Raw genomic sequence first — 20,190 nt, 5'->3', positions numbered from 1 at the left:
AAATAAACATAATAAACCCGTCGCCTTTTAAGGCGCTATAGTTACCTCAACTCAGCATATCATGATTACTTTTTACTCTCGTCTGCAGACGGGCTGGCTAACTTTGCTTTAGCTTGTTTAGTGGTGGTTAGCTTAGCGTCTGCTAAGTCTTGCCAAATCCAACTGATCCACTTAATTAAACAAAAGCTTAACCAGGTTGCCCAAACAAGCATTAACCCTTTATATATCCAAAGCGGCACACTTATCACATTAAACAGACCAAGAGCACCTTCACCATGATCCATAAACCATTGCATCATATAGCGACTTGAGCCATTGCCGGTTACTCCCATGTTAGGCGATTGCAACAACCCAGAGGGTACTGCCGCAATTAGCGTAAACACCGCAATAACACTGCTAGCTATCACCATCCAGTTTTGGAGTAGTGACTGTTTATAATCAGGTATTTGTCTGCGCCATTGAGTACTTAATAGCCAAGCACCGACAAAAGCTAAAGCCCCCCATGAAAAAGTACTCATACCAAAGCCAAGTGCCAACCACTGCCAATAATTAAGTGGTGAAAACGCTAAGCGACTGAGCCCAAAAGCCAGTCCAATAAAAAATAAAAGCTCACCCCAATAGATAAAAGCAGGACCAATTCCTGGGCCACTTGCTCTTAACAACCAGCGATTTTCCGGCACTATAACTTCGCTCGTTAAATTTGAGTAAGCAAAGTTAAGCTTTGGTGTGGTCACTTCACTTATAAGCGATAATGACAAGGGCGCTTCAAGCACTATGGCTAACTGGTTTTCTCCAAGCTTTAAATTAATCGACACAAGATTATCCACCGCACCAATATTAAGCGGCTGCCCGTTGTGGGTTAAGTTTTTCAGTTCGGCTTCACCAATATCAACAATTAACTGCTCAGATCGAGTGGCGCGATAATTTAGTTTTATTTCATTGGTTAGCTTTCGCTTACTTAAAATTAATCTTTGCTGTACATTTTCAATAGCAACCGAGCTACCGCTAGCGGCAGGTGGTTTAGATAAAGTAAAGTTCAGTTTCTCTCCGGCTCGAGGGTAATATTCATAGCGCCAGTAATCATCGTCGGAGGTTTCAGATTTAACTTGTGGTATGCCTTGCAACTCAATATGCCAATTAGGAAAAACAATAAAAGACCATATTTCATTGATGTGACTTTGCGAAGAAGCCACTAGTTCATAAGACTCTTGTTGAATCACGCTTGAGCGCCAGTCGAAACTATCTGCTTGAGCGGGCAAATTAACCTGCATTTCACTGTCTTTAATAAGTCGATGATGCATTAATGGCTGTTCAAATGAGAGCAGCGGAATGCGTGCATTAATACTCCCTTTTAGCGGCGCTAATCGCTCCACACTGGAAGTTAACTCCCAGTTGTTAGCAAACCAAAAATCACGACGCAAAATAAAATTACTCGCAATTGATTGCTCCTTGGCTTCACTGCTCGCTGCGCCGGGCTGGTCTTTACTGGTTTGAGTAGTTACTTTTTTAATCAACTGAACTTGCTGCCCCAGTATGCGTTGCTCCGCCACGCCAGCAATGTCCCATCCATTAAGCTCACTTTTAAATAACAACGGTCGCTCGGCAAATTCCAGCGACAACTCTGCTTTATTTTTTAATAACGCTGTCACCCTCACTTGACTAATACCTTGAGGTAGATTGATCCAACTCCCTTGGCGGTTTCGCCAAAGCTGCTTAACTGGCTTGCCATTTAAACTAATTTGCTGAATTTGCCAATCTTGAGAATGAGGTAATAGTCCTGCTGTTTTGGCACCATTGTGATAGGTCATACGCAAACTCAACTGACTATTGGTCACGCGTAATTCCGCTTCACTGATACTCACACAGTCTGGTGCACAGAGTGCTTTAGGATATAACCTTTCGCGCAGCTCAGACAGTAGTTGCTCATTAGGTATTGTTTGAGCTTTAACCTCTGGCGCAGTTAAGCTTAAAGCAGCCAATAAAATACACAACATTCCTGCCCACACAGGTGAACTGGCCGCTGTGCCTGACGGCTTAAATGCCGCGCGCCATCCACTAAATAGCTTACCACTCGATTTCAGCATAAAACCAACCCACATTAAGGTAAATAAAATAAGCGCACAACGCCATCCAACTAGCTGCCAACCAGAGATGATAAATAACTCTAAGGTTTCATCTCCATTTACCGGGCCATTCCAACTATACCCTGCTTTATGCCAGCGCCATTCAGGCAACCCTGTTCCAGCCTGAATAATCGCGCCAGATTCATAGCTAGTATCGAGATCTCGACGCTGGATTCTAGAGCCAGTAATAGTAATTTTTTGCAGCTCGTCGCTTGATTCAGCGCTTTGACGTGAACGTTTAAGCTTTACATCTGAACTATCTTGCATCATTGATGGTTGCGCAGAAGGCTTAAGTAAAGCAGTTTGATTTATATTGTCGCGATAAATTAATGAGCGCGACATTTCAAGTTGCGGGTATAGGCTTAATCGAATTTGTTCCGCAATAAAAGGTAATAGCACTAACAACAATAAGCTAATGCTTACGACTTTATACCATTGTATAGCCTTAGTCGCTTTAGGACTTTTAACTAGCTTAACTAAGCCTAACGCAACTACTAAATTGAGCAATAATAAACTCGGCATATCACTTTCTTGGTAACCTAAAAAAAGCGCGATAGCAGCGGTAATGCCAACTCCAAAACCAAAAAACCGATAAACCAAAACCACGGTTAATAGCAGCATAAATAAATCCATTAAATGCCACTTTGAAACCCAATCACCATAGCTATTATCGGCTCCACTAATATTTAAAAGTTTAAACCCCGGCGGAATATTTAATTCAACTTGAGAGTTCGCAAATGAAATATCCCAACCAGAAGCATGTTGCATTTGCGTGGCTTTTACTTTTCCACCGGCATTAATATCTATTCTCGGCGTTCTAATTTCAGCCCCTGTTCGCAGCTGCTCATCTAGCGTAATTAAACGATCTATACCATGATTAGTTAATTGGGTGAGCTGATAGTTAGGTAGCGTTGAAACCCGCCAGTCTTTGGTTTTGTTGCCAGCAATAGCATCTTTAAAATGAAAAACTTCACCATCAAAACTTAACCACAATTGACGCCTTAAGCTTAAAGAGTCGTATTGATGACTTAACCCCCGACTTCGCTCCGTAAAAAGGAAGCGACTATTTTTATCAACCACAAAGTGCGGAAACTGCTTCCAGCCAGGCTGAAATCCCTGCTGGGCATCGATAGGCTCAACCCCTTCAATCTGCAACGAGCGAATCTTTTCGTTTGCTTTAAATGCCCACAATTCTTGCTGCGGCCAATGCTCTCCTTCAGTTTGTAATCTCAATTCTTGAGGAAAATCATTCAACTTAAAAGTTAGAGCAACTTGGTATTCCCCAGGCTTTAACTGCATAATCAACTGGCCAGTACTATCTACTCGCGTGTTTAACGAAGACTCTATTGCCATAAGCTGCTTATTATCTAAGTTAAATTTACCAATAACTTCTTCACGGGCTCTTCCAGAAACATCCAGCTCTAACGCCACTTCCATTTTCATAGGGTGAGAATCAGTAATTAACCGATTGACATAAAGTTTAACAAAGTCAGCTTGCGATTCCGTTTCAGACTTTTCACTGCCTAACCACAAGCTACCGTCACTCATTTTTGGAAAGTTAATTGGTGTATCGTCAACACTTAAGTCAACCAACATAACCCCCGAAGGTAGCGGCAAGGACTCTGGTCGGTGGTTCCAGTTAAATTGACCTTTGATCTGATATTGACCTTTTTTTAGATAAACATAAGGACGATTTCCATACGCGAGAATTGTCACGGGTTGTTGGTTAACGGTGACTTGTTGCGGCCAGTGAAGCGTATCGCCCGGCAGAAAAATCCGAGTCTCATTAATCACATGCCAAGCTTGAGAGAACTCAGCTCCACTATCGCTGACTTTTAAATTAAGTACGCTGGGCCAAGCACAAATATAATGTTCTAAAGGCTGGTTGTTGTCTCCCGACAAGCTCGGGCAATCACGAAACTCTTGCTTATATTGCACCCATGCTTGCCAATCTTTAAGTACTGGCGGAAGCTCATTTGCATTACTTTTAAAAAAAGTTAATAAACCCAGTATTATCAAAACAAAACTTAATGCTTTTTTCACTAATCAATGCCCTTAGATTCCATTTAAGAACACTCAAACTAGCGTAAATAACAACGCAAAGCAACTGCTTCATTTTTATCACGACTCAGTCTATTTCCTTTAACCTTTGCTTACTCATTTAATACCCTGATGATTTCAGTGACATTAGGGTTAGCGCGCTATTTATAGCAACCAAAACAACTAGCCTGCCAGACTAATAAATAACTGACAAAACGGTTAAACGCTTCAACAAGTAGTTAATCCTATTAACAGGCTTTTGCGCGCGGTGAAAGGGAAAACGTTATATAGTTGCAAGCGAGGCTAAGAGGGTTTGTTAGGTGAACATTGATTGACTTCTGCCAAGCCTAAATCAATATGTGCGACGATATAACCGTACTCTTTTTTAGAAAGCTTATCAGATTTGTACATTTGTTTAGCTAATGGATGATTCCATTTGACTCCACATGGTGGACTAGGAATTGATGTATCAACTTTTAAAAGGTGCATTTCTTCTATTATGCCGCCTTTTTTCACAACACTTTTTGCACACAAGCTAAGAGAGTATTCTACAGCATACTTATCTACCCACGGCAGACCAGAAAACTCAACATCACAAGCAAGCTTCTTGTCACCGTTTTTATCTAAGTAATACAACTGCCCTGTTGTACACCCTGTAAAAGCCAAAGAAAGACCAAGGATTAAAAATTTTAAATTGTTCAATGTGTTTTCCATTCATCGATTAGGCAGCGCGAAAGCCGTCGCCTTGAATTTCTAAAAATAGTGATTCGTAACTAGCTCGCTCATCACTTACAGACGGCACATATTCTGACTCGCAACCAACCGGGAAAAACAAAAATATTATAAAGTAATTTCTTATTGTCATCATCAAGCTTCAGCTGTACGGAATACAGAGTTCAGGAGCAATGATTGGGTGGAGTAAAAACTGGAGCTTGCGACATTAGTACCATTTAGCTATTAATTGTCTTTCCTGTAAAGGCTTGTTATGTAACTGAAGCACTACACTTGCCATAGTCCAAGCTGGTTTCCACCCTGTAAATAGATCGCAAACATTCCAAAGCCGGGAATTTCCAATGGGGGATGGATTATTTCTCCTCCCGTACTTACAACCGTTTCTATTGCTGAATCGATGTTTTCGACTAACATATATGGCCGAATGACTGGCTCCTCGGATTCGTGCAGCGGAGCTCGTATGCCGATTATCCCTCCATTCCCAAGTTCAGCTTTACGTGCATTCCCAAGTTCGGGAATTTCATCACTGAATTTTATGCCATATAACTCTGAATAAGTTGCACAAGTATTAGAGACTTCTTGTGTCACGATTTCTAAATAATGGACTTGCATAATTTCTACTCTGTAGTTTCATAACGCCGCAAACAGCGGTAGTTTTGGAGCGTCATTGCCGCGAAAAAGCTGTCCAGCCCACGAAATGGGCGGTGCTGCTTTACTTTGTTAAGTGTTTATTGATTTATGCCACCTGCGAGCATTTTTGAAAGCCTTGTGCCTAGTTGCCTGAGGATATACTCTTTTGTCGGATATTCTCTCTAGTACCTCTACGATATCACTGTCTATTTCAAATCCTTGCTCAATCCATTCGAGCGCGCAGTCAACCCAGTAATAAGTCTGCCAAGTTAATCCAGCCATCAGTGTTTCGCGCATATCCTGCTCACCTAAATCTATTGCCGAAATAAGATCCTTCTCTAGGTAAGCAACTAGCTGTACTTGTCTCTTCGTAGTCATGACACTTAACGCTTATTCTATGCAGTAAATCACATTAAGTAACAAGACTTTTAACTGCAAAAGGTTCAATGTTTTTTATTTTCAATAGTTTATAATCCTTTAAGAGTTAGCTCAAGCGGTATTATGCCAGTCGAGACTAACTTAATAACGAAGCTCACTATGAGAAAAGCAGCACATTTCAATGAGTGAACCAAAAATTATGTGGCGCGTATAATCGAAGACCGGAGTCCGGCAGTGTTCAGAATCTACTGCCAAGCCCAAGTACTCGGATTCGTTGGGCTTTGCTTTAATTACTTTAAAACGCCTTAGCTCGATAGCAGTTATTTTTCAGCACGGCTTTTAAGCATAGTATCTAAGGTTTTACCGCCTTTAGCGTCAAAGTCTAAAGTACGAATAGGAAACGGAATTAATATATCTGCTTTATCCAGCGCTTTCTTGATTGTGACAATCGCTTGATGCCTTGCTTCCATAAACCCAATGCCTTCTGGATAACTAATCCAAAACCACACTAATAAATTTATACTACTATCGCCAAAGCCTTCTGAGTAAACAGCGGTTTCGTCCTTTTGAATAACAAAATCTTGTTTGTTTAAAGATTCAACGATAACTTTCCCCGCTAACTCAGGATCGTCAGCATAAGAGATACCGACAGGTATTTCTATACGTCGCTTTTGGGTTGAAGAAAAATTAGTCAGTACATTTCTAAATAGTATTTTATTTGGAACAATTTCTAACTGGCCATAAAATGTTTCTATTAGAGTATTACGCAAGTTAATTTTTTTAACCGTACCAAAAACATCTCCCGCCTTAATAATGTCATTTATTTGAAATGGCTTACGGATCCCCATGGCGATACCGGCGATTAAATTTTCGGTCATATCTTGAAACGCAAAACCTAATGCTAAACCAATAATACCCGCACCAGCTAATAGGCTAGTGACAGTGCCTTTTAATCCCACAAAGTCAAGCGCAATAAAAATACCAAAACTAACCAAAATCACTTTAATAATAGAGGTTAATAAGTCAGCGATTTGGCGAGACTCTAAGGTTCTATATAACACCCGTTTTATTGCGCTACTTAGTACTCTAGCTAATAGCGCAAAAACAAACGCTACCAGTACTGCGACGACTAAATTGGGTAGATGCTTCACCGTCGCTTCAAACCATAACGAAAGCTTCTCACTAATCAGCACCCAAAATTTATCTACATTTAAAAAATCCAACTTTTTCCTCCTGTGCAAGTTAATGTAGTCTCACAAGCAAAGACCAGGCCAAAAAAAAAGCCCCTATAAAATAGGGGCTTTTGGCAGGATTAAATTACCAATATCAATTAAATTGACAATGAGTAAGTAATTTTTAACTTGATTTTGTAAAATTTACGCATTATTCAAATAGGTTAAAGGCCGCTCGCTAGTTAGACCAAACAATTTTCGACAACTGCTCTTCACCTTCAGCTAAATTCATTTCTATAACACGGTTATTTTCATCAACTGTAATAAACCGGGGTATTCCAGCGGCAGCAAACTGTGAAAAAATTGCTCGGTTCTCGTCCGCAGCCAAACTGACTTTAATATTGTTTTTATCACGCCAATCGAGCACTGTTTCACGGCTTTCTTCTCGCGCAATGGCGACAATGTCAATATCCTTTCTCGTCAGCAATAACGAAGTGTTTAACGCTTTTAGTGCGCGGTTTGAGTCTGAGCACCAGGTCGCAAATAGAATGACTAGTTTTTTTCTTTTCGGATTGGTTAAGTCAATGACGTCGCCTTCAATTGTTGTTACTGACTGAATCGGTAATATCTCTCCCGATTGAAGATACTCTTCGTATTTGGGTGTGCTAGAAGCGTTCACTGACGACTGCTTAAATAAAGACATTTGACAACCGGAAAGAATCACTAACACCGATAATAGTGTCGCTCGAATTAAATTGAAAAACATAATCAGTCCAAAAGATTTTTAGTTGGCGCTTTATAACGCGAAGCTGAAAGAAAGTAAAGCGGCTTATTAAGTTAAAAAGTGTGTAAATGCGACATTACTCGTTTCGTCTTTAAATTGGTAGTTTAAATCTTTTAAGTGACGCAAGAATTGCATAGTTTGATTGTCTGCCACATCAAATCCCGCTAGTACTTGGCCCACCGCGCTGCCATGATTGCGGTAATGAAATAAAGTGATATTCCATTGCTCTCCTAGCGTATCTAAAAATTTTTCTAATGCCCCAGGGTATTCTGGGAATTCAAATTGAAACACTCGCTCTTTTCGATCACTCAGTGTGACTCCACCCACCATATAGCGAATATGTAGTTTTGCAAGCTCATTATCTGACAAATTAATGACTTGGTAATGTTCACTTAATTGCGCAAGCAACTGCGCGAGCTCATGCTTACCTTGGTTTAATTTTACGCCGACAAAAATATGCGCTAAGTCATTACTTCTAAAACGGTAATTAAATTCAGTGATTGTTCTCCCACCAATCACTTGGCAGAACTTTTTAAAGCTGCCTTTCTTTTCCGGAATAGCTACAGAAAGAATCGCTTCTCTTTGTTCAGCGAGTTCACACCGCTCAGACACATAACGTAAGGTGTGAAAATTCATATTAGCGCCACTTAATATTGCAACCAATTGCTGATTGCCCGGACTGGTTTGCATATACTGAATGCAGCCGGCTAAAGACAAAGCACCAGCAGGTTCTGCTATCACTCGCGTATGCTCAAAAATTTCTTTAATCGCACCACAAATTTCATCATTTGATACGCAAATCACTTCATCGCAAAATGCTTGAATCAAAGGGAAATTTTCAGCGCCTACTTTTCTCACTGCGACGCCATCGGCAAATAAGCCAACATTATCTAACTCTACAGGTTTACCAGCCGCAAGCGCCGCACTTAAACAAGCTGAATCTTCAGCTTCTACGCCAACAACTTTTATGTTGGGTTTTAGTTGCTTTATATAAGTAGCAACTCCGGCGAGTAACCCACCGCCACCAACCGGAACAAAAACCACATTAGCGCTAGGAAGCTGCAGTAAAATTTCTTTACCCAGTGTCCCTTGCCCTGCGATTACATCTTTATCGTCAAAAGGCGGAATAAAAACGCAACCACTTTGCTTGGCAAGATCAATTGCCGCTAAATTTGCTTCATTAAAGTTTTTACCAATCAAGTGCACAGTCGCACCCAAATCACGCACACTTTTCGCTTTTATTTCTGGCGTGGTGATGGGCATCACTATGCTGGCTTTAAGATTTAAATATTGCGCAGACAAAGCGACCCCCTGCGCATGATTCCCTGCAGAGGCAGCAACTACGCCTTGCTCATTGCCACATTGACTTAAATTTAGCATGCGATTATAAGCACCTCGAATTTTAAACGAATGTACCGGTTGTTGATCTTCGCGTTTTAGATAAACTTGATTGTTATAAGCACTCGATAGACGATGTAATCGGCTTAACTCTGTTTCTTTGGCAATATCGTATACCGGAGCACACAAAATTCTTTTTAAATAATCGAGAGCAGCGGTGTTTAAACACGGCTTTTGGTGTTTAGAATTAGCCGCCTCCATTACATCATTCCGCTTAATTTACTTAAATCTCTCACAGCACCTTGGTCTGCACTGGTAGCAAACGCAGCATAGGCTTGTAGTGCAGAAGATACATGACGAGTTCGTTGCTGTTTTGGCTGCCATCCTCGCGCAGAAACGAGCGCTCGGCGCTTTGCTAAGGTTGAATCGCTTACCGCTAAATGAATTTTTCGCGCGGGTATATTAATTTCAATTTTATCACCGTCTTCAACCAAACCAATACAACCTTGACTTGCAGCTTCAGGAGAAACGTGTCCTATTGATAATCCTGAAGTCCCACCAGAAAAACGACCGTCGGTTATTAATGCACACTTCTCACCTAACCCTTTGCCCTTTAAGTAACTGGTTGGGTATAACATTTCTTGCATACCCGGCCCACCTTTGGGTCCCTCATAACGGATCACCACCACATCTCCCGCGACCACTTGATCATTAATTATTGCGTCAACTGCGCTTTCTTGGCTTTCAAAAACTCGCGCGACTCCCTCAAAAACTAAACAGCTTTCTGCAACGCCGGCAGTTTTTACAATGCATCCCTGTCGCGCTAAATTGCCTTGTAAAACAGCAAGTCCCCCTTCTTGACGATAGGCGTAGTTTAATGATCGAATACAACCGTTTCGCCTATCTTCATCTAAGCTAGGGTAACGGCAAGCTTGCTGCATCGCTTTTGTGGTTCTTATACCAGCCGGACCTGCCCGATAAAAACGCTTTACCGCTTCACTTTTAGTCACCTTAATGTCCCAATGCTCAAGCGCTTTTTGCAGTGTTCCTTCGCTTACATTGAGACAATTGGTATCTAATAAATTGGCGCGTGCTAGCTCGCCTAAAATTCCCATAACGCCACCGGCACGATGAACATCTTCCATATGATATTTGTTACAAGAAGGTGCAACCTGACAAAGCTGCGGTACCTTGCGAGAGAGCCGATCAATATCTTGCATAGTAAAATTGACCTCGCCTTCTTTAGCCGCGGCAAGTAAGTGCAATACTGTATTAGTGGATCCCCCCATCGCAATATCCATCACCATAGCATTCTCAAAAGCCGCTTGGTTAGCTACCGATTTTGGCAGTACAGTGTAATCATCGTGCTGATAAAAACGTTTGCATAGTTCTACAATTTTTTTGCCTGCTGCTTCAAAAAGTTGCCGCCTATCTTGGTGCGTAGCAAGCACACTACCGTTGCCCGGTAAAGCCAAGCCTAGCGCCTCAGTTAAACAGTTCATTGAGTTGGCCGTAAACATTCCAGAGCAAGATCCGCAAGTAGGACAAGCAGACTCTTCTACTTGCTTAACCGCTAAGTCAGACTGAGTGTCATCGACTGACTGCACCATTGCGTCGACTAAATCGACTTTTATTATTTGTTCAGATAATACGGTTTTTCCTGCTTCCATAGGGCCACCAGAAACAAAAATAACAGGAATATTAAGGCGTAATGCAGCCATTAACATACCCGGCGTGATCTTGTCGCAATTAGAAATGCAAACCATCGCATCGGCACAATGGGCATTAACCATGTACTCCACAGAGTCTGCAATTAGCTCTCTCGACGGAAGACTATAAAGCATACCGTCATGCCCCATGGCTATCCCATCGTCAATCGCAATAGTATTAAACTCTTTAGCAACCCCGCCCGCTCGATTTATTTCCTTGCCCACTAACTCGCCTACGGGTGCTAGGTGAATATGCCCAGGTACAAACTGAGTGTACGAATTAACCACTGCGATAATCGGTTTGCCAAAGTCAGAGTCTTGCATTCCGGTCGCTCGCCAAAGCGCTCTCGCTCCAGCCATGCGTCGCCCTTGCGTAGTAGTTGCTGAACGTAATTTAGGCATTACTAGTTTCACCTTGCGATTGTTGTTTGGACGGCTTTAAGGAATAACTTTGAGTCGCATTAACAGGTTCTAACCAGCCCCACTCATCTAGGGTCGAGCCGTTAAACAAACCAAAAAATGCAGATTGTAATTGAGTCGTTATAGGCCCTCGAGATCCATTACCAATAACAATTTGATCAACACTGCGCACCGGTACTACTTCGGCAGCAGTTCCAGTCATGAGTATTTCATCGGCTAAATACAAAGACTCTCGGGCAATGTTTTCTTCTTTCACTGCATAACCGTGTGATTTAGCCAAAGTCATAATAGTGTCGCGAGTTAACCCAGGTAAAATACAGCCTGATAGTGGTGGCGTATAAATAGTGCCATTACGAATAACAAATAGGTTTTCGCCTGCCCCCTCACTAATCATGCCATTAACATCCATAGCAATGCCTTCGTGGTATCCATGCCGCTTAGCCTCGGTTGAAATTAACTGCGAACTTAAATAATTTCCGCCGGCTTTAGCACCTGTTGGCATAGTATTTGGCGCTAAACGGTTCCACGAAGTGACACAAACATCAACGCCTTGTGCTAATCCTTCTTCACCTAAATAAGCCCCCCACTCAAATGCTGCCACTGCAACTTCCACAGGGACTTTAGGCGGCGTTAAGCCTAACCCTACATTACCGTAAAACGCGACCGGACGAAGATAAGCACTCGTTAAGTTATTAATTGCTACCGTAGACAAACACGCTTGAGTTAACGCTTGATGCGAGTAAGGGATTTTCATACGATAAATTTTTGCTGAATCAAATAATCTTTTAATATGATCTTTTAATCTAAATGCTTGTGCACCTTGAGGCGTTTCATACACGCGCACGCCTTCAAAAACTGACGAGCCATAATGAATGGCATGAGTTAAAACGTGAACTTGCGCATTTTGCCAGGGCATTAATTTGCCATTAAACCAAATGGTTTCAGGATGTGATTTTTTCACTTTTGTATTCCTCAGTTGATTTTTTTATTGTTAATTGGCGTACTGCTGTTGTTGCTTAGCTGTCTTTAAAGTAACGCTTTTTATATCTATTAGCTTAGTCAGCTGATTAATCAGCAGTTCGATACGGCGAGAGCTTTTTACTTTAACTAAAACACTCATCAACTCATCTTCGAAACTAGACTGCATAACAACTTTCTCTAGTTTAAAACCTCGATAACGCATAACTCTTAATAGTTGTTCTAAAGTCGCTGCCTGATTGTCTGCATTAATTTGAATTACGTGTCTTTTCATTTTATCCCTCTAACATAGATTGATTGGCTGAATTTGGTGGTACTAACGGCCATACATTTTGATCTGGATCAATTCTTACATGCAGCAAAAAAGCTTGCTTCGAATGCAACATAAGCTCCAAGCCAACAGCGATCTCGCTCGACTTAGAAATAGTTTTACCTTGAATGCCAAAAGATGCAGCGAGTTGTATAAAATCAGGATTATCTGATAGATCAGTTTCACTAAATCGTTTATCAAAAAACAATGACTGCCATTGGCGTACCATGCCTAACTTTGTGTTATCTATTAGTAAAATTTTAACGGCTAGATTAAAGCGTTTAATTGTACCTAGCTCTTGTATGTTCATCATGATTGAACCATCGCCAGTTACCGCAATGACTTTTGCATTTGGTCTTGCTAACTGCGCGCCTATTGCTGCCGGCAATCCAAATCCCATTGTGCCCAAAGCACCACTGGTTAAAAAATTATTGGGATGTTTAAATTGCATATGCTGAGCCACCCACATTTGGTGCTGACCTACATCGGTAGTAACCACATTATTTTTCGGTAACATATGACTTAGTTGATTTAATAAAGTCGGCGCGTTAATACTCTTTGCATGAACATGCTGAGTATATGAATATTGATTTTTCTGAATTAAATTACGACATTGCGCTTGCCATTGATCAATTTTTCGCGGACTAGATAAGTGCATTAGCACTTTACCCAAATCGGCCTTGATAGCCACACAGGGGTGACGCAACTTACCTAACTCTGCTTGATCAATATCTATATGAATCACTCGCGCATGTGGCGCAAACTCTGCAAGCTTTCCGGTCACTCGGTCATCAAAGCGCGCACCAAGTGCAATTAATAAATCACAATCTTGAACTGCTAAATTAGCCGCTTTATTTCCGTGCATGCCGAGCATACCTAAGTAGCAAGCAGCATGTAGGCTGCTGCACCCAAGTCCTTTTAACGTAGCAACACTCGGTATGCCAGATCGTTGCTGATAATTTCTCAACTGCTCTGTCGCTCCACCAATAGCAACCCCTCCACCGATGTATAAAATGGGTTTACGTGAACATTTTATTAGCTGGTTGGCCTGTTCAATCAGCTCAATACTTGGCTCTTGAGCGAGCGTCTCTTTCATCAATAAAGGTTTAAAGCTAGCCTCTGCCATTTGCACGTCTTTGGGAATATCTACCAACACCGCACCAGGTCTTCCTGTCGTAGCAATCTGAAGTGCACGTTCTAATGTCGATTCTAGTTGCTCAACGTCGGTAACTTGAAATGCGTGCTTGGTCACGCCCAAAGACACCCCTAACACATCAACCTCTTGAAAAGCATCGGTTCCCATAAGTGCGGTAGGAACTTGACCCGTAATTGCAAGCACCGCAACCGAATCTGCGGTGGCATCAGCTAGTCCGGTCACTAAATTTGTCATGCCAGGGCCGCTTGTTGCCATGCAAACCCCTACACGCCCGCTGGCTTTGGCATAACCCAATGCTGCAAATGCTGCTCCCTGTTCTTGGCGGCAAAGATAATGCTTTACTTCACTGCGATAGAGCGCGTCATAAATGGGCATAATCGCTCCGCCGGGATATCCAAAAACACAATTGATATTGTGCCTCGCTAGCACATTTAAAATTAACTGAGCGCCGTTCATTATCGCTTCCCTTTTAATACTGTTATTAGTTTTATGATCATTCTTGTTTGCTAAAAAAAATCAAAAAAAAACCTCCGGTTCTTACGAAGCGGAGGTTTAGCGTTTAAGTCAGTTTTAATTAACCATAGCTCTCCCCCGCGCAGGGAATAATAATCACCACGACCACGAGGACTTGTAAAATAAAAAGTGAAGCTAAAGTATTTTTCATTCGTTAATTTTAATTGCTAATTTAGTTACCTATTAGTAACACAGGTTTTTTAAAAAAAACAAATAACTTTTCTACTCGATCTTGTTTATTAAAATAAAACCATAAGATGGCCACGCTAATTAACAACCATTAACTCGTCAATTTTTGTTAATTATCTTTAATTAAACAGGCACTTAGCCTCAACAACTTAACTAAGCACCTAGTTTTTTTATTTTTAATTTAGTTATCTAACTTTTAGTTATAAGATTATTTCGCTGCTTTAAACCAACCCCAATAAAGCCCGTTATTATTAATTAAGTTTTTAAGCTCTGGCGTTCGGGCGCTTCTTGATGAGGAATTAAACCAAAAAACTGGCGCAAAATAGAGTTCACCAAAGGCTTACGATGCCGGCCCCAAATAAATGAGTCGACCGGCTTTGCACCTAAATTTGCTTTAGGTTCTAATGCGGTTCTGCCTAAAGATAACTTAGGGACTTGCCATTCTATTGCAGCGTTTACGGCAAGTTGAAGCAATCGAAAATAAATAGGTAGCCCTGCAGCCTTACTGTAGTCAATTCCAACATAATAGCCAAAGGCCATTTGTTGATCTTTGATTATGCTAATAAACCCCAGTAACTCACCATCTTTTTTAATGCCATAACAAACAAAATTATTCTGGAGTAACTGCGACATAGCATAAAAGTAACCCCGCTTTAAGCTAGCAGGACGAACTGATGACTGAGCCTCAACATTCATATAAAGTTGATGCAACTCTCGATCCAGCGCTTTATCTAATGTTAGCTTTTCAATCGTACAGCCAACTGAGTCGAGAGTTTTAATGACTTTTCGTGCTCTATTTCGGTATTTTGAAGTTAGCGTCATTAAATAATCGTCAAAGCTTTTAATCTCTTTTGCTAAACTAAGCTGCATGTCTGGATCGGTTTTAATTGGGCGATAGCTATAGCGCTCTAACAAGGTTGAACTAGCGTACAAGTCTTGTTTTATATCTTTTATTAAAGTGACATTAATGCGATGGTTTAACTTTTCAGCTCGCCTAATTTTATACAATACATCAGCTAAAATTCGCCAACCTAAGCTATTTTCTATATGCTCGCTCACAGCAAAACCGTCTAAACCGCTGGACAACATATTTCCACATACTAGAATATTTTCACTATAATTTTTAGCTACCTTTTCGACTAAGCTCGAACTTTTTGTGGAAAGGTTTGCCGCAGACAACTGAGTAATTTGGCAACACACAATAACAACCGGAATACCATTTTGATAAGCGATCGCAAAGCGTGGCGTAACATTATCTGGCTGATGACGCTGCAGCATAGCGAGATATTGATAGCTTAAGAAAAAGCTGTTCTGGTGGGCAACGGTTTGCCAATCATCGATATTTAGTAATTCAATTTTATCGCTTAACACGAGATCATAGTCTAGGTTGGCATGCCTCTCTTTGTGTCGCTGAATTTTGTCCTTTAACTCACTCACTAACGCCATTATATACCTGCCTTCTTATGCTGATTTGGTCTGATTAAACACAAATGTCATATTAAGCACTATAATTAACTTAAGAAACCTATTAGATGAGAGTAGCAATATGCGAAACTAAAGGTGTTAAAATCAGCGCCAAGCGCCTGCTGTTATTAAAATAATTGAAAGGAAGTAGTGTGAATAAAAGACCAACAATCAGTGCCTCAGTATCGCCGAAAGGTAGTTTAGAAATACTTTCTCAGGTCGAAGTAGAAAAGCTTAAGAAGGTGGGTGAAAATGGCCTATATGCACTGTTCCGGCAATGTGCATTAGCCATTTTAAATACTGGTTCCGATAGTGATAATGCAAAAACAATTATTGAAGCTTATGCCGACTTTGACATTGAAATAGTTCAACAAGATAGAGGTATTCGACTCAATTTAATTAATGCCCCTGCCAATGCTTTTGTCGATGGCGAAATGATAGCATCCTGTCGCGAAATGTTATTTAGCTCTATGCGAGATATTGTTTACACGGAAACTGAAAAGCGATTACAGCGTAGCGAGTTACAAACGGGGACTGGTTTAACTGATCATGTTTTTCATTTACTCCGTAACGCCGATATTTTTAGAGCCGGTGTAGAGCCCAATATTGTTGTTTGTTGGGGCGGCCACTCCATTAACCAAATAGAGTATGAGTACACCAAAGAAGTAGGCCACTCAATGGGGCTGCGCGGATTAGATATTTGTACTGGTTGTGGGCCTGGCGCGATGAAAGGTCCTATGAAAGGCGCCACCATTGCACATGCTAAGCAGCGCTATCATGACTCACGATTTATCGGCTTAACAGAACCTGGAATAATTGCGGCTGAAGCACCTAACCCTATTGTCAATGAACTAGTTATATTACCAGATATTGAAAAACGTCTTGAAGCATTTGTAAGAATCGCACATGGCTTAGTGATATTTCCTGGTGGCGCAGGAACGGCTGAAGAACTACTTTACTTATTGGGGATTTTGTTAGAGCCAGCTAACCAAGAACTTCCTTTTCCATTAGTGTTAACAGGTCCTAAAAGTTGCGAGCAGTACTTTCAGCAGCTTCATGAGTTTATTGGCGCAACACTTGGTTTTAAAGCACAGCAAAAATATGAAATCATCATTGACGATCCAGAGCAAGTAGCTCGACTCATGCGCCAAGGCACTCATAAAGTAAAAGCACACCGCCGCCAACATAATGATGCGTTTTATTTTAATTGGAGTTTAAAAATACGTGAAGAGTTTCAAAACCCATTTGAGCCAACTCATGAAAATATGGCGGCGCTGGAACTAAACCTTAATATGCCATCGCATCTTCTGGCCGCTAATTTACGCCGCGCATTTTCTGGAATTGTTGCTGGCAACGTGAAAGAGTCTGGGATTCGCGCTATTGAGGCACATGGCCCTTATGAAATTAAAGGCGATCAAGCCATTATGCAGCCACTCGATCAATTGCTGAGCGCTTTTGTTTCGCAACAAAGAATGAAACTGCCCGGCAGTGAATACCAACCATGCTACAAACTAGTAAAATAAGTTTAATTCGCTGCCTCAACAATTTTAAAAAAATTCTTTAATAGGCGGCGACCATTTTCCTGTGATACTTCTGGGTGAAACTGCACCGAATAGACTGGAAGGGTTTGGTGGCACATGGCTTCAACTGGATAATACGCAGAGCTAGCTAAACATTTAAACGCTGGCGCTAAATCTATGCCTTCGCAATGGTCTTGTTGCATTTCAAAGTTGCTGGCTAAACCGGCTAACAACGGATGGTCTACAACCTTTCGAATCGATTCTTTGTCTCTTCTTGGCTCGCCTTTATAAACACTAGCACCATATTGAATACCGATTGCTTGATGTCCTAAGCAAATGCCAAGTAAAGGAACTTTAACCGTTTTAATAAATTCAAATTGCGGCATTAATCGACTGAAGGTTTCCGCTTCAGTGAGTAAGTGCGGACCACCTGAAATAATGACCGCTCGAAAACCTGCTAAATTAATCCCATTGGCAGCTTCCAAAGCAACAGTTTTATCGTTTAGCCTAAACCGGTTTACCCATTGAGCTATCTGTGGGACTTTGTCACTACCGCAATCGACAATTAAAACTTGCAATTTTTTCTCCGGTTTAGTGGCAGATACTAGTGCTTAGTGGTAATTTCTAACATTACAATTAATTTATTCAATCACAAAAATAGATCCACCCATACCCATAAAAAAAAGCTGCACTTCTCACTCAAAAAAAAACCTGCTAACAAAACGATTGATAGCAGGTTTTTAATTCACCGTTAAAGACGGTGTAAAAAAGCTTGAGTGACTAACTTTCTTTAGGCTTGCGCGATTGCTGTTTACGCTCGCTTTCTGAAAGGTATTTTTTACGAATACGAGTAAAGTTAGGTGTTACTTCAACTAACTCATCGTCGTCGATAAATTCTAAGCTTTGCTCTAGTGTCATCACGATAGGTGGAGACAGTTGAATATTTTCGTCAGTACCCGAGGCGCGAACGTTAGTCAGCTGCTTACCTTTTAAAGGGTTAACGGTTAAGTCATTATCACGAGCGTGAATACCAATAACCATTCCTTCATAAACTTCAACACCGTGTCCTATAAATAAACGGCCACGCTCTTGGAAGTTAAATAAGGCATAACCAAGTGCTTTACCTGTTCCGTTAGAAATTAACACGCCATTGTGTCTTTGTGCCAAAGAACCTTTATGAGCTGGGCCATAGGCGTCAAAAGTATGGTAGATAAGACCAGTACCAGAGGTTGCTGTCATAAACTCAGTTTGAAAACCAATTAAGCCACGCGAAGGAATGTAGAAATCAATTCTTACCCGGCCAGTTCCGTCAAGCTGCATGTCACGCATTTCGCCTTTACGCTCGCCTAAACGCTCCATAATTGTGCCTTGATGCGCTTCTTCTATGTCAACCGTAACGTTTTCATAAGGTTCCATTAAAACGCCATCGACTTCTTTCATAATAACTTCTGGACGAGAAACAGCCATTTCGAAACCTTCACGGCGCATTGTTTCAATTAATACAGAAAGATGAAGCTCTCCACGACCCGATACTTTAAATTTGTCTGCATCGTCTAATTGCTCAACGCGTAATGCAACATTATGAATAAGTTCTTTTTCCAAACGCTCTAAAATTTGTCGCGAAGTTAAGAACTTACCATCTTTTCCTGCAAAAGGTGAGGTATTAACCTGAAAGGTCATATTCACTGTAGGCTCGTCAACCGTTAGTGCAGGTAAAGCTTCTACATTGTCTGGGTCACAAAGTGTATCAGAAATTTTGGGTTCACCTATTCCGGTTACCGCAATAATATCGCCAGCGCCAGCTTCTTCAACTTCAGTACGCTCTAATCCCATATAACCGAGCACTTGACCCACTTTTATTTTGCGAGTTTTACCTTCTGCGTCAATGCTAATTAGTTGCTGGTTTTTACGAATTTTTCCGCGAGTGACACGACCTACGCCAATCGCACCAACATAGCTGTTATAGTCTAATGAAGTGATCTGCATTTGAGTAGGTCCATCCATTTCAACTTGTGGATGAGAGACATACTTAACAATCGCTTCAAACAAAGGGTTCATATCCCCTTCACGTACACTATCATCTTCGCCTGCATAGCCATTTAAAGCCGATGCATAAATGATAGGGAAGTCGAGTTGCTCGTCAGTTGCCCCTAATTTGTCAAATAGGTCAAAAACTTGGTCAATAACCCAGTCTGGACGAGCGCCAGGGCGGTCTATTTTATTTACAACAACAACAGGCTTTAAGCCTTGAGCGAATGCTTTTTGAGTCACAAAACGAGTTTGCGGCATTGGGCCATCTACGGCATCAACTAATAGCAAAACAGAGTCTACCATCGACATGATTCGTTCAACTTCACCACCAAAGTCAGCATGCCCGGGGGTGTCAACAATGTTTATTCGATAGTCGTTCCATCTTAATGCAGTATTTTTAGATAAAATGGTAATCCCACGCTCTTTTTCTAAATCGTTTGAGTCCATTACTCGTTCAGTTGGTTCAGCCCGCTGATCTAATGTACCCGACTGTTGCAGGAGCTTATCAACCAAAGTTGTTTTACCATGGTCTACGTGCGCGATAATCGCAATATTTCTTAAATTTTCAATCACTAGAGTTTATGCCTCAATCTACCGGTTTGACGCTAACGAGTTTAGCGCCAGCAAAAATAGGCGCGTATTCTACGTGTAAATGACGTTGAGTGCATTGTTTTTGGTGTTTTTTTCACCAAAAGGCCTCAAT

At 41.2% G+C, this 20,190-nt stretch carries 16 protein-coding genes; 1 reads left to right on the top strand and 15 read right to left on the bottom strand.

Annotated elements, in window-relative coordinates; translation table 11 throughout:
- Positions 1-65: 65 nt before the first annotated feature.
- The 13 genes from ACUR5C_RS02510 to ACUR5C_RS02450 form a co-directional block, all read right to left on the bottom strand.
- On the bottom strand, positions 66-4,166 hold the full coding sequence (locus ACUR5C_RS02510; protein ID WP_454466777.1) for a hypothetical protein: 4,101 nt from the start codon (positions 4,164-4,166) through the stop codon (positions 66-68).
- 300 nt (positions 4,167-4,466) lie between these two features.
- A complete protein-coding gene (locus tag ACUR5C_RS02505) occupies positions 4,467-4,865 on the bottom strand; it encodes a hypothetical protein (RefSeq protein ID WP_454466776.1) in 399 nt (132 codons plus the stop codon).
- Between the two features lie 19 nt (positions 4,866-4,884).
- A complete protein-coding gene (locus ACUR5C_RS02500) occupies positions 4,885-5,031 on the bottom strand; it encodes a hypothetical protein (RefSeq protein WP_454466775.1) in 147 nt (48 codons plus the stop codon).
- Between the two features lie 131 nt (positions 5,032-5,162).
- On the bottom strand, positions 5,163-5,507 hold the full coding sequence (locus ACUR5C_RS02495) for a VOC family protein (protein WP_454466774.1): 345 nt from the start codon (positions 5,505-5,507) through the stop codon (positions 5,163-5,165).
- A gap of 108 nt (positions 5,508-5,615) precedes the next feature.
- Positions 5,616-5,903: a hypothetical protein gene (locus tag ACUR5C_RS02490; RefSeq protein ID WP_454466773.1), complete on the bottom strand. Its 288-nt coding sequence runs from the start codon at positions 5,901-5,903 to the stop codon at positions 5,616-5,618.
- Between the two features lie 320 nt (positions 5,904-6,223).
- Positions 6,224-7,126 carry a mechanosensitive ion channel family protein gene (locus ACUR5C_RS02485; RefSeq protein ID WP_454466772.1) on the bottom strand — a complete coding sequence of 301 codons (903 nt, stop codon included), beginning with the start codon at positions 7,124-7,126 and terminating at the stop codon, positions 6,224-6,226.
- 187 nt (positions 7,127-7,313) lie between these two features.
- Complete coding sequence (locus tag ACUR5C_RS02480; protein WP_454466771.1) at positions 7,314-7,841, bottom strand: TlpA family protein disulfide reductase; 528 nt, start codon at positions 7,839-7,841, stop codon at positions 7,314-7,316.
- A gap of 66 nt (positions 7,842-7,907) precedes the next feature.
- Positions 7,908-9,458 carry a threonine ammonia-lyase, biosynthetic gene (ilvA, locus tag ACUR5C_RS02475; RefSeq protein ID WP_454466770.1) on the bottom strand — a complete coding sequence of 517 codons (1,551 nt, stop codon included), beginning with the start codon at positions 9,456-9,458 and terminating at the stop codon, positions 7,908-7,910.
- A complete protein-coding gene (gene ilvD / locus ACUR5C_RS02470) occupies positions 9,458-11,308 on the bottom strand; it encodes a dihydroxy-acid dehydratase (RefSeq protein ID WP_454466769.1) in 1,851 nt (616 codons plus the stop codon). The genes ilvA and ilvD overlap by 1 nt, the downstream gene beginning before the upstream one ends.
- Positions 11,301-12,287, bottom strand: coding sequence for a branched-chain amino acid transaminase (locus ACUR5C_RS02465; protein ID WP_454466768.1), 987 nt, complete (start codon positions 12,285-12,287; stop codon positions 11,301-11,303). Before ACUR5C_RS02465 ends, ilvD begins: the two co-directional genes overlap by 8 nt.
- A 30-nt stretch (positions 12,288-12,317) precedes the next feature.
- Entirely contained in the window at positions 12,318-12,578 is a 261-nt protein-coding gene (gene ilvM / locus ACUR5C_RS02460; RefSeq protein ID WP_454466767.1) for an acetolactate synthase 2 small subunit, read from the bottom strand.
- A gap of 1 nt (position 12,579) precedes the next feature.
- Positions 12,580-14,226, bottom strand: coding sequence for an acetolactate synthase 2 catalytic subunit (gene ilvG / locus ACUR5C_RS02455; protein WP_454466766.1), 1,647 nt, complete (start codon positions 14,224-14,226; stop codon positions 12,580-12,582).
- 501 nt (positions 14,227-14,727) lie between these two features.
- A complete protein-coding gene (locus tag ACUR5C_RS02450; RefSeq protein ID WP_454466765.1) occupies positions 14,728-15,918 on the bottom strand; it encodes a GNAT family N-acetyltransferase in 1,191 nt (396 codons plus the stop codon).
- Positions 15,919-16,088: 170 nt separating this feature from the next.
- On the opposite strand from ACUR5C_RS02450, the gene ppnN reads away from it, so the two are divergent.
- Positions 16,089-17,459: a nucleotide 5'-monophosphate nucleosidase PpnN gene (ppnN, locus tag ACUR5C_RS02445; protein WP_454466764.1), complete on the top strand. Its 1,371-nt coding sequence runs from the start codon at positions 16,089-16,091 to the stop codon at positions 17,457-17,459.
- Between the two features lie 2 nt (positions 17,460-17,461).
- Here the strand turns inward: ppnN and ACUR5C_RS02440 are convergent, their stop codons facing one another.
- Together ACUR5C_RS02440 and typA are read right to left on the bottom strand one after the other, a co-directional pair.
- Positions 17,462-18,034: a type 1 glutamine amidotransferase gene (locus ACUR5C_RS02440; RefSeq protein WP_454466763.1), complete on the bottom strand. Its 573-nt coding sequence runs from the start codon at positions 18,032-18,034 to the stop codon at positions 17,462-17,464.
- Between the two features lie 202 nt (positions 18,035-18,236).
- Entirely contained in the window at positions 18,237-20,060 is a 1,824-nt protein-coding gene (typA, locus tag ACUR5C_RS02435) for a translational GTPase TypA (protein WP_454466762.1), read from the bottom strand.
- Between the last annotated feature and the right edge of the window lie 130 nt (positions 20,061-20,190).

This window comes from Aliikangiella aequoris, from assembly GCF_053709105.1.
This window is presented reverse-complemented; position numbering and strand designations above follow the sequence as displayed.